Here is a 15,111-nt window from a genome sequence, read left to right as displayed (position 1 = left end):
CGGTCAGGCGCGTTTCCACAGGGCGTCGTCCAGTTTCTCGACAAAAGCGTCATGCGCCTGCCGTTCTGCATCGGTGATCCGGGTGGGCAGTGGGGTGGGCCGTGCGACGGGTCGCCAGACCTCGGCCGCGCCGCCGTCCACGCCGCTTGCGGCGATGGTGGACAGGCCGAAATCGGGTTGCCGCCCGCCGATCAGTTCCAGATAGACCTCGGCCAGGATTTCCGAGTCCAGAAGCGCGCCGTGCAGAACACGGTTCGAGTTGTCGATGCCAAACCGGCGGCAGAGCGCATCCAACGAAGCGGGCGAGCCGGGAAAACGTTTGCGCGCAATGGCGAGCGTGTCGATGGCCTGTTCCCAGGGAATTGTCGGCAGGCCCATCCAGCCCAGTTCGGCATTGAGGAATTTCATGTCGAAGGCGGCGTTGTGAATCACCAGCTTGGCATCCCCCACAAAATCGCGAAATCCCTGACCGACCTTTGCGAAAACCGGTTTGTCGCGCAGCGTGATCTGGCCCTTTTCCGGGTTTTGCGGCGGTTCCAGCAGGTCGGGGCCGATGCCATGAACGCCAAACGCCTCGGTGGGCATGGACCGTTCGGGGTTGATGTAGACGTGATAGGTCTCGCCCGTGGCCACATGGTTCCACAGCTCAACCGCGCCGATCTCGACGATCCGGTCGCCGCTTTCGGGATCAAACCCGGTGGTTTCGGTATCGAGAACGATCTCACGCATCTTTCAGCCCCGCCCGTATCTGCCTGACGATATCCTGCACCTGCGCGCGCGCATGGTCCAGTGTGTCGGTGACAATGACGAAATCCGACCGCGCGCATTTCTCGTCATTGGGCATCTGTTTCGTCCGGATCTGTTCAAACTGCGCTTCGGTCATGGTGCCGCGTTCCATCACGCGCTGTTTCTGCACCTCTGGCGAGACCGAAACGCAGGCGACCGCATCCATCGCCGCCTCGCCGCCGGTTTCGAACAGCAGCGGAATGTCGAACACCACGATATCCGCCTGCGCGGCGGCGCGAAATTCCGCCCGGTCCGCCGCGACCAGCGGATGGACGATCCGTTCGATGGCGGTCAGCGCATCGGGCCGGTCGCCAATGATCCGCTTCAGCGCCGCGCGGCTGACCGCGCCGCCTTCGATGGCGTCAGGAAAGGTGTCGCGAATCGGGTCGAGGGCAGCGCCGCCGGGGGCGTAAAGACGGTGCACCGCCGCGTCCGCGTCCCAAAGCGCGCAGCCTTCGTCCACGAACATCTGCGCCGTGGTGCTCTTGCCCATGCCGATGGAGCCGGTGAGGCCAAGCGCGAAACTCATGCCAGCGCCGCCGCGCGGGTGGCCGCGTCGACCTCGGGGCGCTTGCCGAACCATTGCTCAAAGCCGGGAACGGCCTGATGCAGCAACATGCCAAGCCCGTCGACGGTGGCGCATCCGACCTGTTCCGCCGTCTCAAGCAACCGGGTCTTGAGCGGCGCATAAACGAGATCGGTCACCAGCGTGCCCGATTGCAGGTTTTCCAGCGGCACCGGCAATTCCGGCTGCCCAACCATGCCAAGCGACGTGGTATTCACCACCAGCCCGGCACCGCCGATCACGTCGCCCGCCCGATCCCAGTCGGCGACCGAAACGCGGTCGCCGAAATCGTCCTGCAACTGCTCGGCGCGAGTACGGGTGCGATTGGTGAGGATGAGCTTTGGTACTCCGGCCTCCAGCAGTGCGGAAATCACCGCCCGGGCCGCCCCGCCTGCGCCCAGGATCACCGCCGGGCCGCTGGCCGGGTTCCATCCTGGCGCGCCGGCGCGCAGGTTTTCCATAAAGCCATAACCATCGGTATTGTCGGCGTGAATGGAACCGTCCGGGTGAAACACAAGCGTATTGGCTGCACCGATCTGTCTGGCGCGGTCGGTGACGTGATCGGCGATCCGCAAGGCAGCCTCTTTATGCGGGACGGTCACATTCGCGCCGACAAACCCCGCCCTGGGCAGGGTGCGCAACACCTGTTCCAGATCCTCCGGCGCTACATCCATCGGGATGTAGTGGCCTGGCAATCCGTAGGTTTTCAGCCAATGCCCGTGCAGTTTCGGCGACCGGGAATGCGCTATGGGATGCCCGATCACACCGGCCAGAGGTATTGATGTCTTGGTCATCGGTCGATCACCCCCCGCAAGGTCAGAAAATTGAGCAGCTCCAGCAGGGGCATACCCAAAACGTTAAAATATTCGCCGTCAATGGCGGTGAAGAGGCGCACGCCTTCTTCCTCGAGCTTGTACGCCCCCACCGCGTGCCGGATGCTGTCCCAGTTGCGCGCAACATAGCTTTCAAGATAGGCGTCGGAACTGTCACGCATACGCAGACGTACCTGTCCGACGTGACGCCAGACCGGTTCTCGGTTCTGATAGATCACCGCCGCCGACAACAGCATGTGCCGCTGACCGCGCATTTCCCGAAGCTGCGCCAGCGCCGCCTCGGGGCTTTCGGGTTTCGACAACAGCCGCCCCTGAAAATCCAGCACCTGATCGCAGCCCAGAACCATTGCGCCGGGGGTCTTGTCGCTGATCCTGCGCGCCTTCATCTCGGCCAGCGCATCGGCGATGTCGCGGGGCGGGGCCTTTTCGGCCAAAAAGGCGCGTTTCATGGAGTCTTCATCCACGCGCGGTATTTCGACGGTAAATGGAATACCCGCGTTCCTGAGCATCTGCGCCCGGATTTCCGAGCCGGAGGCAAGGACGATCGGGATAGTCATGTGGAAATCCCCGTGGAAAAAGCGATGAGTTCGTTGGCAAGGTTTGTATGGTTTTCCGGTTGACACGCAACCCCGGGATTTCAGTCTGAATGATCCGGGATTCGCGCATTTTCTATCCAGCCGGGACAAGGATAACTCCTTTTGTCTGGACAACAGGGATATTCTGACTTTCTACGCCATTTATCCCCATCCAGTGCAAAAGAAGATTTATCTCATCTTATTGATTTTACATGATTTAATATCAAAAACATCGTCGCTGTGGGCAACCGGGACATATCGGATCCACCTGGGGAAAACCGTATGGGAAAAAAAGTAATCCACGGATTTCCCAGCCCCATCAAAACCATCATCCTTTTTCTTTTCTATCTTTTTTATTAGGGAGGACCGAGCGAGCGGCGAGGACCCCGATGACCGATCTTCTTTATGCGCTGTACCCTTGGGCCAAGTCCCTGCACATCATGGCGGTGATTTCATGGATGGCAGGACTGTTCTATTTGCCCAGACTGTTCGTCTATCACGTGGAACAGGCGCAGGATGTCGAAGGTGCGCCCCGAATTTTCCTGGAAATGGAAGACAAGCTTTTGCGGGTGATCATGCGCCCGGCAATGGTCGTGACCTGGGTGGCGGGACTGATCATGGTATTCACGCCCGGCGTTGTCGCCTGGGACTGGGCCTGGCCCTGGGCGAAAGGGGCGGCCGTTATCGCGATGACCTGGTTTCATCACTGGCTGATGGGGCGGCGCAGGGATTTCGCAGAAGGGCGAAACAGGCTCACGGGGCGGCAATACCGCATGATGAACGAAGTTCCGACCGTTCTGATGGTGGTGATCGTTCTGGCCGTGATCCTGAAGTTCTGAAGCCGGTTTGACTCCGGCCCGCAACTCACTTATCTAGGGCGCAACACGCCCGTCCGGGCGGAGTGCTTTCCTGTTTGAAATTCTCATCTGTGCCGCGCCGATGCGGCCAAGGGTCGTATCACCATGTCAACCGAATCCCTGAACCTGGCCGATCTCAAGGCCAAAAGCCCCAAAGACCTTCTGGCCATGGCCGAAGAGCTGGAGATCGAAAACGCCTCGACCATGCGCAAGGGCGAGATGATGTTCCAGATCCTGCGCGAACGCGCCGACGAGGGCTGGACCGTAGGCGGCGACGGCGTGCTTGAGGTGCTGCAGGACGGGTTCGGCTTTCTTCGCTCGCCTGAGGCGAACTATCTGCCCGGCCCGGACGATATCTATGTGTCGCCCGACATGATCCGTCAGTATTCGCTGCGCACCGGCGATACGGTCGAGGGAGACATCAAGGCGCCTGACGACAACGAACGCTATTTCGCGCTGACCAAGGTCACCAAGATCAACTTTGAAAATCCCGAACGGGCGAAACACAAAATCGCCTTTGACAACCTGACGCCGCTTTACCCCGACGAACGGCTGAAGATGGAGATCGAGGATCCCACCATCAAGGACAAATCGGCCCGTGTCATTGACCTGGTGTCGCCCATCGGCAAGGGTCAGCGGTCGCTGATCGTGGCGCCGCCGCGGACCGGTAAGACGGTAATCCTGCAGAACATCGCGCATTCGATCGAAAAGAACCATCCTGAGTGTTATCTGATCGTGTTGCTGATCGACGAACGGCCCGAAGAAGTAACCGACATGCAGCGATCGGTGAAGGGCGAGGTGGTGTCCTCGACCTTCGACGAACCGGCAACCCGCCACGTCGCGGTGTCCGAGATGGTGATCGAAAAAGCCAAGCGTTTGGTCGAGCATAAACGAGATGTTGTTATCCTTCTCGATTCGATCACAAGACTTGGTAGGGCGTTCAACACCGTGGTGCCGTCTTCGGGCAAGGTTCTGACCGGTGGTGTGGACGCCAACGCGCTACAACGGCCCAAGCGATTCTTCGGTGCCGCGCGGAATATCGAAGAGGGCGGTTCGCTGACCATCATCGCCACCGCGCTGATCGATACCGGAAGCCGGATGGACGAGGTGATCTTTGAGGAATTCAAGGGCACCGGTAACTCGGAGATCGTGCTGGACCGCAAGATCGCAGACAAGCGTGTGTTCCCGGCCATCGACATCCTCAAGTCGGGCACCAGGAAAGAGGACCTGCTGGTGGACAAGGCCGATCTGGCCAAGACATTCGTTCTGCGACGCATCCTCAACCCGATGGGGACCACCGACGCGATCGAATTCCTGTTGTCAAAGCTGAAACAGACCAAGACCAACTCGGATTTCTTCGATTCCATGAACACCTGATCCGGTCTCAGGTCAGACGCGAGGCCTTCGAATGGACACGATATTCGCCTTGGCCAGCGCGCAGGGCAAAGCCGGAGTGGCGGTCATTCGCCTGTCCGGCCCCATGGCGCTTGTTGCCGCCCGGTTGCTGACGCGGACTGACCTGCCGCCGCGTGGAATGCGAATGCGTGTGCTTCACGCGCCGGATGGCGAGCGGCTTGACGAGGGGCTGGTGCTGACCTTTCAGGGCCCGGCCAGCTTTACCGGCGAGAATGTCGTCGAATTTCAGATCCACGGTAGTACGGCTGCGGTGAATGCGGTGCTGCGCTGCCTGTCGGATATGGAGGGGTTGCGTCTGGCGGAACCCGGCGAATTCACCCGGCGGGCACTGGAGAATGGAAAGCTGGATCTGCCGCAGGTCGAAGGGCTTGCCGACCTCATCGACGCTGAAACCGAGGCACAACGCAAACAGGCGCAGTCGGTTTTGGCCGGAGAGCTGGGCCGATTGGCCGAGCGCTGGCGGCGCGACCTGATCCGGGCAGCATCGCTTTTGGAAGCCGTCATCGATTTTGCGGACGAGGAAGTGCCGACCGATGTCACCCCCGAGGTGCGTGCGCTGGCATCGGCGGTGATCGCTGATCTGGAAAAGGAAGTTGCCGGCGTCAGGATCGCCGAGCGCATTCGCGCCGGGTTCGAAGTTGCCATCGTTGGCCCTCCGAATGCGGGAAAATCCACGCTGCTGAACGCGTTGGCGGGGCGGGAGGCGGCAATCACCTCGGAATATGCCGGCACGACGCGGGATGTAATCGAGGTTCGGATGGATTTGTCGGGCTTGCCGGTGACGCTTTTGGACACGGCCGGGTTGCGCGAAACCAGCGATCATGTGGAAGGGCTGGGTATTGCTTTGGCGCGTCAGCGTGCAGAATCGGCGGATCTGCGGGTGTTTCTGGCCGAAACGGTCAGTGGCCTGGGTATCCCGTTCCAAACCGGTGATATTCATGTTTTGCCGAAAGCGGATGTTCGGGAGGATGAAACAGATGGCATTTCGGGGAAAACAGGGCAGGGTATTGACCGGCTGATTTCCCAGATTTCGTGTATTTTGGCTGAAAGAACCACCAGTTCTGGTATAGCAACACGCGAACGGCACCGCGTCGCTATGAAAAAGGCAGCGACAGCGTTGACCGAGGCTCTGGCAATTCTGGACTCTGGCCCCGACCTTTATGATATAGCGGCAGAGGAATTGCGCACAGCAATCCGGGCCTTGGAATCACTTGTTGGCAGAATAGATATCGAAAACTTGCTGGACGAGATTTTCGCGAGTTTCTGCCTCGGAAAGTAAGGAGTGTTTCACGTGAAACATTCGCAATTCGACGTCGCCGTTATCGGTGCGGGTCATGCCGGGACCGAGGCCGCTCATGCTGCGGCCCGAATGGGAGTGCGCACCGCCTTGGTAACGCTGTCTGAGGCGGATATCGGCGTGATGTCGTGCAACCCGGCGATTGGCGGTCTTGGCAAGGGCCATCTGGTTCGGGAAATCGATGCGCTGGATGGTGTGATGGGGCGCGTCTCTGATCAGGCGGGCATTCAGTTCCGGTTGTTGAACCGTCGCAAGGGTCCTGCCGTGCAAGGCCCAAGGGCGCAGGCAGATCGGGCGCTATACCGGGCCGCGATGCAAAAAGAGACATCGGCGAGGGAAAATCTGTCGGTCATACTCGGAGAGGTGGTCGATTTTCTGATGGCCGACGGGCAGGTCCGAGGTGTGGTTCTGGCCGATGGTTCAGAGGTGCCGGCCCGTTGTGTCATTCTGACCTCGGGCACTTTCCTGCGCGGCGTTATCCATATAGGCGACGTTTCGCGCCCGGGTGGCAGAATGGGGGATCGTCCATCGGTTAAACTGGCGGAACGGCTGGACAGTTTCGATCTGCCGCTTGCGCGTCTGAAAACCGGAACACCGCCACGTCTGGATGGTCGCACGATTAACTGGTCCGGCCTGGAACGTCAGGACGGCGACGTCGTACCAACGCTTTTCTCGTTTCTTTCGAAAACAGTGACAGCGCCGCAGATTGCGTGCGGGATTACGCATACGAATGCGCGAACCCATGAGATTATCGAGAAAAACCTGTCCCGCTCGGCCATGTATGGTGGCCATATCGAAGGCGTCGGGCCCAGATATTGTCCGTCGATCGAGGATAAGATCGTTCGTTTCGCGGATAAGGATTCGCATCAGATCTTTCTTGAGCCCGAAGGCGTGAACGACCACACCGTTTATCCCAATGGCATTTCAACTTCGCTGCCCGAAGAAGTGCAGGTGGACTATGTGCGGTCGATCAAGGGGCTGGAAAACGCGGACATCCTGCAACCGGGCTATGCCATTGAATATGATTATGTCGATCCTCGCGTTTTGAGTCAGCGGTTGTCCCTGCCACATGTGCCGGGGCTGTATCTGGCCGGGCAGATCAATGGCACGACCGGCTATGAAGAGGCGGCGGCACAGGGTATAGTAGCCGGCCTGAACGCTGCGCTGGAGGTTCGCGGCGAAAAACCACTGCATTTCACGAGATCCACCAGCTATATTGGCGTGATGATCGACGACCTTACCACCCGTGGTGTGGTCGAGCCATACCGAATGTTCACGTCGCGGGCGGAATTCCGTCTATCCCTGCGCGCGGACAACGCGGACCAGAGGCTGACTCCGATTGGGCTCGCGATAGGATGCGTGGGAGAAACACGCAAACGGGCCTTTGAGGACAAGCGGGAAAAGCTGGAATGTGCCAAGACGCGGTTGACCGGGGCCACCTATACTCCCCGGGAAATTCGGGCTGTCGGCATTGACGTCAATCAGGATGGCAATCGTCGGGATGGAATGGCGATCCTGGCGTTTCCGAATGTGGGCTTTGATGATCTTTTACCGCTGATTGAAGGGTTGGACGATGTGCCGGCTGAAATTCGCCGGCAGGTCGAGCGGGATGCGCTTTATGCAAACTATATCGCCCGCCAGCAACGGGATGTCGAAGCGATGAAAAGGGACGAAGCGCACGAAATCCCACAGGACTTCGATTATTCTGCGCTTGAGGGGTTGTCGAATGAGATGAAACAAAAGCTTTCGGCGGCGCGTCCTGTGAACGTAGCTCAGGCCAGCCGGGTCGAGGGTGTGACGCCTGCGGCGCTGACGCTGATCCTGGCGCGTCTGCGACGTGATCTGAAAGTTCGCGGCGCATGACCGAGTTCAAGCCGGATCTGGCGGACAAGCTGAATGTTTCACGTGAAACATTGACGCGACTGGAGGTCTTTGCGGATTTGTTGGAACGCTGGAACCCAAAGATCAATCTGGTGTCCAAGAACAGCCTTCGTGATCTTTGGAACAGGCACATCCTTGATTCCGTTCAGGTGTTTCGGTGCGTCGATGCAAAAGGTCATTGGGTCGATCTTGGCAGCGGCGGCGGTTTTCCCGGCATGATCTGCGCAATCCTGGCATGCGAAACGTCGCCAGGAACGAAGTTTACGCTTGTTGAGAGCGATCAGCGAAAATCGGCCTTTCTGCGTAATGCGGCGCGGGAATGCGGCGCGAATTGCGCCGTGATCAGCCGAAGGATTGAAGCGGTCGAACCCTTGCAGGCGGATATCCTGTCGGCCCGCGCCCTGGCCGATCTTGGTACGCTTTTATCCTATTGTGACAGGCATTTGTGCAAAACCGGGGCAGCGCTGTTTCCGAAAGGCGAAAGTTGGAAAAAAGAGGTATCGGAGGCGAGCAAGGAATGGAAATTTCAAGCGGACCCGATTACTAGTATTACAGAGGCCCAAGCAGTTATCCTGAAAATCAAAGGAGTGTCACGTGGTTGATCTGTCTCGTCCAGCAGGCCCCCGGATCATTGCGGTCGCAAATCAGAAGGGCGGGGTTGGGAAAACCACAACAGCGATCAATCTGGCGGCGGGTCTGGCCGAGATCGGAAGCCGTGTTCTGGTGATCGATCTTGACCCGCAGGGGAACGCATCCACGGGTCTGGGAGTCGATAGCCGCGACTGGACCACCTATGATTTGCTGATAGATGAAGCGCCACTGGATACGGTCATACAGGAAACAGCAATTCAGGGGCTGAACATCGTTCCGGCGACGGTGGATCTGAGTTCTGCCGATATCGAATTGATCTCGAACGAAAAGCGCAGCTTTCTGCTGCATGACGCGTTGCGGCAGACGGCGATGGACAAATTCGGGTTCGACTACGTTCTGATCGATTGTCCGCCATCGCTAAATTTGTTGACCGTAAACGCAATGGTCGCAGCACATTCGGTACTGGTTCCGTTGCAGAGCGAGTTCTTTGCGCTAGAGGGCCTGTCGCAACTTATGTTGACGATCCGTGAGGTAAGGCAAACTGCGAATCCAGAGTTGAGAATCGAAGGTGTTGTGTTGACCATGTATGACAACCGCAACAACTTGTCCCGTCAGGTCGAAAAGGATGCCCGTGACAATCTGGGTGAGATGGTATTTAAGACCAAGATACCCAGAAACGTCCGGGTCAGCGAAGCGCCGTCTTATGCGCTTCCGGTTCTGCAGTATGATTCCGGCTCCCTCGGAGCCATGGCGTATCGGCATCTGGCGCGGGAAATGGTGGGCAAACATAAAAGAGTTGCCGCATAGACAGGCTGAGAGGAGGGTCAGGTGAACGTAAATAAAGGCAAGCCCCGGGGGTTGGGGCGCGGTTTGTCTGCGCTGATGGCGGATGTTTCGCAGGATGGTGCCGGCCTCTCGTCGGCGGCGCCGCGCCGACCGGACATGCAGGTACCGATCGAAAAGGTCCGGGCCAATCCGAACCAGCCTCGGCGGACATTTTCGCAGGAGCAGCTGGAGGAACTTGCGGCCTCGATCAAGGAAAAGGGCATCATCCAGCCAATGATCGTCCGCCCGGCGGCCGAGGACGGGTACGAGATCGTCGCCGGTGAACGGCGCTGGCGTGCGGCGCAGCTGGCGCAGTTGCACGAAGTTCCTGTAATCGTTAGGGAATTTGATGATACCGAGGTTCTGGAAGTTGCCATTATCGAAAATATTCAGCGCGCTGACCTGAATGCGGTGGAAGAGGCCGCCGGATACCGGCAGTTGATGGAGAAATTCGGCCACACGCAGGAAAAAATGGCCGAGGCCCTGGGCAAAAGCCGCAGCCATATCGCCAATCTGTTGCGGCTGTTGTCATTGCCGCTGGACGTACAGGCGCTGGTGATCGAGGGAAAGCTTTCCGCCGGTCATGCGCGCGCGTTGATCACGGCTGAAAACCCGTCAGAGCTGGCCCGGATCGTGGTCCGGGACGGATTGTCGGTGCGCGCGACCGAGACGCTGGTCAGGAAGCAGCAACAGGGAGACAGGCAGCCCGGTGCATCGCGTCCGAATGGGCCAGTGGTCGAGAAAGATGCCGATACGCGTTCACTGGAAAAGGATCTGTCCGCGATTCTGGCGATGAAGGTGGCGATCAACCACAAAGCGGGGACCGAGACGGGTCAGGTCGTTCTGACCTATGAAAATCTGGATCAGCTGGACGATCTTTGCGCCAAGCTCAGCCGTTAGGGCGGGTCCAGATAAAGGCCAGAACACCCCCCAGAACGATGGCCTGAATGATCAGGACATGAGCCGGGACGCCGAGCACAAGCGACAGCACAAAGACGGCGGTGATCGACAGGGTTGCCGCCTTTTTTGCGGTTGGATTGATGGCGCCCGAGGATTGCCAGTCGACGATCAGAGGGCCAAAGCTGCGATGGCTCAGCAGCCAGTTGTGCAGGCGCGAGGAGGAGCGGGCAAAGAAGAACGCGGCGAGCAGCAGGAATGGAACGGTCGGCAGCAGCGGCAACAACACGCCAATCACGGCGAGCGCGACGCAGATCAATCCCAGCAAGGCCCAGAGGTAGTGCATCGTTCAGTCCGTCAGCAGTTCGCGGATGACCGCGTTCAGAACAGCCCGCCCTTCAGAGGTGGCCCGCAGGCGGGTTCCGTCCGTTTCGATCATTTCAATCCCGGTCAGATGAGCCACTGAATCCGGGGGCATTGGATATCCGGCCAGTGACTCGAAGCGATCAATATCTAGTCCCTCTTCTAGTCTTATCCCCATCATAAGGTATTCGCTAGCCTGTTCTTGCGGCGTCAGTTCCATTCTTACGCTTTCACCGCCGCCTTGGGCTACGGCATTCAGCCAAGCCGCAGGGTTGAGGGTGGTTTCGGTTGCGAATTTGCGACCGCTCCGGGTGATCCGGCCATGCGCGCCGGGGCCGATGCCGACATAATCGCCATAGCGCCAATAGATCAGGTTGTGCCGCGATTGCGCGCCGCTGCGGGCGTGGTTGGATACTTCATAGGCGGGTATCCCGTGGGCGTCGCAGATTTCCTGCGTGGCCAGATACATGTCGGCGGCGCTGTCATCTTCGGGCAGTCCGCGCAGCTTGCCCACGGCATAACGATCGCCAAATGCAGTACCGTTCTCGATTGTGAGTTGATACAGCGACAGGTGGTCGATGGCCATCGACAGCGCCTCGGTCAGTTCCGCGCGCCAATCCTCCAGCGTCTGATGCTGGCGGGCATAGATCAGGTCAAAGCTGACCCGTTCGAAACAGTTGCGGGCAATATCGAAAGCGGCGCGGGCTTCGGCAACTGTATGGATACGACCAAGGCGGCGCAGATCCGCGTCGTTCAATGCCTGAATGCCCATCGACACGCGATTCACCCCGGCGTCACGATAAGCGACGAACCGACCTGCCTCGACCGAGCCGGGGTTGGCCTCGAGCGTGATTTCCATATCATTGGACGGGCGCCACAGGGACCGGGCCTTGTCGATCACGGCACCAACGGTGGCGGGGTCCATCAACGATGGTGTGCCGCCGCCAAAGAAGATGGTGTCCAGAACCCGGTCGGGGGTTTCGGCGGCAGAGCGGTCAAGTTCGCTCAGATATGCTTTAAGCCATTGTTTTTGATCAATTTCACGTGAAACATGGCTGTTGAAATCGCAATAGGGGCACTTGGCCTCGCAAAACGGCCAATGCACATAGAGCCCAAAGCCCCCATTGCGCCAATCATCCGCCAAAACAACCCTTCACGAATTTTTCGACCGCGCGGGCGCGGTGGCTGATCTTGTTTTTTTCCCAGCGGTCCATTTCGGCAAATGTAATGTCATACCCGTCGGGGACAAACATCGGGTCGTATCCGAACCCTTCTGTCCCGCGGATTGGCCAGACCAGATGACCGGGGGCGATGCCTTCGAACACCTCGTCATGGCCGTCCGGCCAGGCCAGAACCAGCGTACAACGAAATTGCGCGGTGCGGGGATGGGGGGCGTTGCGCTCCTCCAACTCGGTATGGGCGCGGGTCATGGCCATCACAAAATCGCGGCCAGTGTCGGTTTCGGCCCAATCCGCAGTGTAGACACCCGGCGCGCCGCCCAGCGCGTCGATGGTGATACCGGAATCGTCCGACAGCGCGGGCAGGCCGGTGGCTTGGGCGGCGGCGTGGGCCTTGATCCGGGCATTGCCGACAAAGGTGTCTTCGGTTTCTTCCGGTTCCGGCAAATCCTTTTCGGCCGCGCCGACGACCTTGACTCCGAAGGGAGCGAGGAGATGCGCCACCTCCTCGAGCTTACCCTTGTTGTGGGTCGCCACCAGCAGCGTATCGCCGTCGAACCGCCGTGTCATGCGGTGGCGGCCTGTTGCGCGGCGACCAGCTCGCCGACACCTTTTTCGGCCAGGTCCAGCAGCTGGTTCATCTGGTCGCGGGAATAGACAGAGCCTTCGGCGCTCATCTGCACCTCGATCAGCTTTTTCGAGCCGGTCATGATGAAGTTGCCGTCAACACCGGCCTCGCTGTCTTCGGGATAGTCGAGATCCAGCACCGGCTGACCGGCATAGATGCCGCAGGACACGGCGGCAACCGGGTCAAGCAGCGGGTCGGAAATCACGTCGCCGGCCTTCATCAATTTGTTCACGGCCAGCCGCAGCGCCACCCAGCCGCCGGTGATCGCGGCACAGCGGGTGCCGCCGTCGGCCTGCAGGACGTCGCAGTCGATGGTGATCTGGCGTTCGCCCAACGCCACCCGGTCGACGCCCGCGCGCAGGGCGCGGCCGATCAGGCGCTGGATTTCCACGGTGCGCCCGCCTTGTTTGCCGCTGGCCGCCTCACGTCGCATCCGGGTGTTGGTCGCGCGCGGCAGCATGCCGTATTCGGCGGTGACCCAGCCCAGGCCGGACCCCTTGATAAAGGGCGGAACGCGCTCTTCCAGCGTGGCGGTGCACAGGACATGGGTGTCGCCCATTTTAATCAGGCAGGAACCTTCGGCATGTTTGGTGAAACCGGTCTCGATTGAAACCGGGCGCATTTCGCTTAAATCTCGTCCTGAGGGTCGCATGAGAAATCCTTTGTTAGCTGGCTTGGGGATAACGCCCGATCATGTGGCGATGCAACCCCGATTGACCTTTCCCGGGCCTACGATTTAATGGCGACCCAGCAAGGGACTGCCGATGAGCGAAGCAAGCAATATTCTGGACGAGATGAACGAACGGTCGCGCGAGGTGTTTCGGCTGATCGTGGAAAGCTATCTCGACAGCGGCGAACCGGTGGGCAGCCGTACGCTGACGCGCACGCTCAGCGAAAAGGTCAGCGCCGCCACGGTGCGTAACGTGATGCAGGATCTGGAATACCTGGGTCTTTTGAACAGCCCGCATGTCAGCGCGGGGCGCGTGCCGACCCAGATGGGGTTGCGGATGTTCGTCGACGGCTTGCTTGAGGTTGGCGATCTGGGTGCCGACGACCGGCAAAAGCTGGATGCCACGCTGGGCGACAATGCGGGCGATGTGGGCGGCATGCTGGACCGTGTCGGCGCGGCCCTGTCGAACGTGACTCATGGCGCCTCGCTGGTGCTGACGCCCAAGCACGAGGCCGAGATCAAGCATATCGAGTTCGTGTCGCTGGCGCATGACCGGGCGCTGGTGGTGCTGGTGTTTTCGGACGGCCATGTGGAAAACCGGCTGTTCACGCCACCGCCGGGACAGACGCCCAGTTCGATGCGGGAGGCGGCGAATTTCCTCAACGCGCTGATCGAGGGGCGCACGCTGTCCGAGGTCCGCCGGATGATGCAAAGCGAAATAGCCGCGCGGCGTCAGGAAATCGACACGTTGGCGCGTGAGATGGTGGATAGCGGACTGGCGCTGTGGGATGGCGGCGGCGAGGATTCGGCCCGGCTGATCGTCCGGGGGCGGGCGAATCTTTTGGAAGGAACAGGCCAGGAGGCCGAGCTGGACCGCATCCGGAGCCTGTTTGACGATCTCGAACGCAAGCGTGACATCGCCGAATTCCTGGAATTGACCGAAACCGGCGAGGGTGTGCGCATTTTTATTGGTTCCGAGAACAAACTTTTCTCACTTTCGGGTTCCTCTCTGGTGGTGTCTCCATATATGAACGCTGATCGAAAGATCATCGGCGCGGTGGGGGTGATTGGCCCGACGCGCCTGAACTACGGACGGATCGTGCCGATCGTGGATTATACGGCACAACTGGTCGGCAAGCTGATTTCCGACCGGAGCTAGAGGTGGAAAGATGGCAGAGCCGAAGAACGAAGATTTTCTGGACGATATTGCAACCGCGGAGGCCGAGGAATTGGCGGAAGAGCTGGCCGAGATCAGTGAAGAGGCGCTGGAGCTTGACGCGATGCGCGCCGAACGCGATGAGCTGAAGGACAAGTTCATGCGCGCACTGGCGGATGCGGAAAACGCGCGCAAGCGGGGCGAACGGGCGCGTCGGGACGCCGAGAATTATGGCGGTTCGAAACTGGCGCGCGATATGCTGCCGGTCTACGACAACATGAAGCGGGCGCTGGAGGCGGCAACCGAGGAACAGCGGGAAGTGTCAGCGGCGCTGATCGAAGGCGTGGAGCTGACCATGCGCGCGCTGCGCGACGTGTTCCAGAAACACGGGATCGAGGTGATCTCGCCCGAGGTCGGTGACCGGTTCGACCCCAAGATGCACGAGGCGATGTTCGAGGCACCGGTCCCGGGCACCAAGGCCGGCGACATCATTCAGGTTTCGGCCGAGGGGTTCATGTTGCACGACCGTCTGCTGCGCCCGGCGCAGGTGGGCGTGTCGTCGATGCCGGCAGGCTGATCGGTTTTGCCGGGCA

General features: G+C 59.8%; 17 protein-coding genes. 9 read left to right on the top strand and 8 right to left on the bottom strand.

The window, feature by feature from the left end; translation table 11 throughout:
• Positions 1-3: 3 nt before the first annotated feature.
• The 4 genes from dnaQ to ACR0AO_RS08115 are packed head-to-tail and all read right to left on the bottom strand — an operon-like array spanning position 4 to position 2,741.
• Positions 4-729: a DNA polymerase III subunit epsilon gene (dnaQ, locus tag ACR0AO_RS08130; protein WP_480602247.1), complete on the bottom strand. Its 726-nt coding sequence runs from the start codon at positions 727-729 to the stop codon at positions 4-6.
• Positions 722-1,315 (bottom strand): dephospho-CoA kinase, encoded by a 594-nt coding sequence (gene coaE / locus ACR0AO_RS08125; RefSeq protein WP_480602243.1) that lies wholly within the window; start codon positions 1,313-1,315, stop codon positions 722-724. The genes dnaQ and coaE overlap by 8 nt, the downstream gene beginning before the upstream one ends.
• Entirely contained in the window at positions 1,312-2,145 is an 834-nt protein-coding gene (locus tag ACR0AO_RS08120) for a shikimate dehydrogenase (protein ID WP_480602240.1), read from the bottom strand. The genes coaE and ACR0AO_RS08120 overlap by 4 nt, the downstream gene beginning before the upstream one ends.
• Positions 2,142-2,741, bottom strand: a complete 600-nt coding sequence (locus ACR0AO_RS08115) for a Maf family protein (protein ID WP_480602238.1) — start codon at positions 2,739-2,741, stop codon at positions 2,142-2,144. Before ACR0AO_RS08115 ends, ACR0AO_RS08120 begins: the two co-directional genes overlap by 4 nt.
• Positions 2,742-3,148: 407 nt before the next feature.
• On the opposite strand from ACR0AO_RS08115, the gene hemJ reads away from it, so the two are divergent.
• From hemJ to ACR0AO_RS08080, 7 genes are all read left to right on the top strand, one after another.
• A complete protein-coding gene (hemJ, locus tag ACR0AO_RS08110; RefSeq protein ID WP_480602236.1) occupies positions 3,149-3,598 on the top strand; it encodes a protoporphyrinogen oxidase HemJ in 450 nt (149 codons plus the stop codon).
• Positions 3,599-3,721: 123 nt separating this feature from the next.
• Positions 3,722-4,993 (top strand): transcription termination factor Rho, encoded by a 1,272-nt coding sequence (gene rho, locus ACR0AO_RS08105; protein WP_480602233.1) that lies wholly within the window; start codon positions 3,722-3,724, stop codon positions 4,991-4,993.
• A gap of 31 nt (positions 4,994-5,024) precedes the next feature.
• Entirely contained in the window at positions 5,025-6,311 is a 1,287-nt protein-coding gene (gene mnmE / locus ACR0AO_RS08100; RefSeq protein WP_480602231.1) for a tRNA uridine-5-carboxymethylaminomethyl(34) synthesis GTPase MnmE, read from the top strand.
• A 12-nt stretch (positions 6,312-6,323) separates the two neighbouring features.
• Complete coding sequence (gene mnmG, locus ACR0AO_RS08095; protein ID WP_480602229.1) at positions 6,324-8,192, top strand: tRNA uridine-5-carboxymethylaminomethyl(34) synthesis enzyme MnmG; 1,869 nt, start codon at positions 6,324-6,326, stop codon at positions 8,190-8,192.
• Entirely contained in the window at positions 8,189-8,812 is a 624-nt protein-coding gene (gene rsmG / locus ACR0AO_RS08090) for a 16S rRNA (guanine(527)-N(7))-methyltransferase RsmG (protein WP_480602227.1), read from the top strand. The genes mnmG and rsmG overlap by 4 nt, the downstream gene beginning before the upstream one ends.
• The gene (locus ACR0AO_RS08085; RefSeq protein WP_480602224.1) at positions 8,805-9,608 is read left to right on the top strand and encodes a ParA family protein; all 804 of its coding nucleotides are present in this window, start codon (positions 8,805-8,807) and stop codon (positions 9,606-9,608) included. Before rsmG ends, ACR0AO_RS08085 begins: the two co-directional genes overlap by 8 nt.
• Positions 9,609-9,629: 21 nt before the next feature.
• Entirely contained in the window at positions 9,630-10,526 is an 897-nt protein-coding gene (locus ACR0AO_RS08080) for a ParB/RepB/Spo0J family partition protein (protein WP_480602221.1), read from the top strand.
• Here the strand turns inward: ACR0AO_RS08080 and ACR0AO_RS08075 are convergent.
• The 4 genes from ACR0AO_RS08075 to rph are packed head-to-tail and all read right to left on the bottom strand — an operon-like array spanning position 10,516 to position 13,344.
• Entirely contained in the window at positions 10,516-10,869 is a 354-nt protein-coding gene (locus ACR0AO_RS08075; protein ID WP_480602219.1) for a YbaN family protein, read from the bottom strand. The genes ACR0AO_RS08080 and ACR0AO_RS08075 overlap by 11 nt on opposite strands.
• Before the next feature lie 3 nt (positions 10,870-10,872).
• Complete coding sequence (hemW, locus tag ACR0AO_RS08070; RefSeq protein WP_480602217.1) at positions 10,873-12,030, bottom strand: radical SAM family heme chaperone HemW; 1,158 nt, start codon at positions 12,028-12,030, stop codon at positions 10,873-10,875.
• Positions 12,020-12,634 carry an RdgB/HAM1 family non-canonical purine NTP pyrophosphatase gene (gene rdgB / locus ACR0AO_RS08065; RefSeq protein ID WP_480602215.1) on the bottom strand — a complete coding sequence of 205 codons (615 nt, stop codon included), beginning with the start codon at positions 12,632-12,634 and terminating at the stop codon, positions 12,020-12,022. The genes hemW and rdgB overlap by 11 nt, the downstream gene beginning before the upstream one ends.
• Positions 12,631-13,344 (bottom strand): ribonuclease PH, encoded by a 714-nt coding sequence (gene rph / locus ACR0AO_RS08060; protein WP_480602212.1) that lies wholly within the window; start codon positions 13,342-13,344, stop codon positions 12,631-12,633. Before rph ends, rdgB begins: the two co-directional genes overlap by 4 nt.
• Before the next feature lie 112 nt (positions 13,345-13,456).
• Here rph and hrcA point away from each other — a divergent pair, with 112 nt between their 5' ends.
• On the top strand, positions 13,457-14,521 hold the full coding sequence (gene hrcA, locus ACR0AO_RS08055) for a heat-inducible transcriptional repressor HrcA (protein ID WP_480602210.1): 1,065 nt from the start codon (positions 13,457-13,459) through the stop codon (positions 14,519-14,521).
• A gap of 10 nt (positions 14,522-14,531) precedes the next feature.
• Positions 14,532-15,095 (top strand): nucleotide exchange factor GrpE, encoded by a 564-nt coding sequence (locus tag ACR0AO_RS08050; RefSeq protein ID WP_480602208.1) that lies wholly within the window; start codon positions 14,532-14,534, stop codon positions 15,093-15,095.
• The last annotated feature ends 16 nt before the right edge of the window (positions 15,096-15,111 follow it).

This window comes from Ruegeria sp. AF8 (genome assembly GCF_056541825.1).
The sequence above is the reverse complement of the archived record's forward strand: the minus strand, read 5'-3'. Positions and strand labels throughout refer to the sequence as shown.

What these genes read in the sequence shown, in the direction of transcription:
- dnaQ (WP_480602247.1), bottom strand. Translation starts at nt 729, where the DNA reads ATGCGTGAGATCGTTCTCGATACCGAAACCACCGGGTTTGATCCCGAA.
- coaE (WP_480602243.1), bottom strand. Translation starts at nt 1,315, where the DNA reads ATGAGTTTCGCGCTTGGCCTCACCGGCTCCATCGGCATGGGCAAGAGC.
- ACR0AO_RS08120 (WP_480602240.1), bottom strand. Translation starts at nt 2,145, where the DNA reads ATGACCAAGACATCAATACCTCTGGCCGGTGTGATCGGGCATCCCATA.
- ACR0AO_RS08115 (WP_480602238.1), bottom strand. Translation starts at nt 2,741, where the DNA reads ATGACTATCCCGATCGTCCTTGCCTCCGGCTCGGAAATCCGGGCGCAG.
- hemJ (WP_480602236.1), top strand. Translation starts at nt 3,149, where the DNA reads ATGACCGATCTTCTTTATGCGCTGTACCCTTGGGCCAAGTCCCTGCAC.
- rho (WP_480602233.1), top strand. Translation starts at nt 3,722, where the DNA reads ATGTCAACCGAATCCCTGAACCTGGCCGATCTCAAGGCCAAAAGCCCC.
- mnmE (WP_480602231.1), top strand. Translation starts at nt 5,025, where the DNA reads ATGGACACGATATTCGCCTTGGCCAGCGCGCAGGGCAAAGCCGGAGTG.
- rsmG (WP_480602227.1), top strand. Translation starts at nt 8,189, where the DNA reads ATGACCGAGTTCAAGCCGGATCTGGCGGACAAGCTGAATGTTTCACGT.
- ACR0AO_RS08075 (WP_480602219.1), bottom strand. Translation starts at nt 10,869, where the DNA reads ATGCACTACCTCTGGGCCTTGCTGGGATTGATCTGCGTCGCGCTCGCC.
- rdgB (WP_480602215.1), bottom strand. Translation starts at nt 12,634, where the DNA reads ATGACACGGCGGTTCGACGGCGATACGCTGCTGGTGGCGACCCACAAC.
- rph (WP_480602212.1), bottom strand. Translation starts at nt 13,344, where the DNA reads ATGCGACCCTCAGGACGAGATTTAAGCGAAATGCGCCCGGTTTCAATC.
- hrcA (WP_480602210.1), top strand. Translation starts at nt 13,457, where the DNA reads ATGAGCGAAGCAAGCAATATTCTGGACGAGATGAACGAACGGTCGCGC.
- ACR0AO_RS08050 (WP_480602208.1), top strand. Translation starts at nt 14,532, where the DNA reads ATGGCAGAGCCGAAGAACGAAGATTTTCTGGACGATATTGCAACCGCG.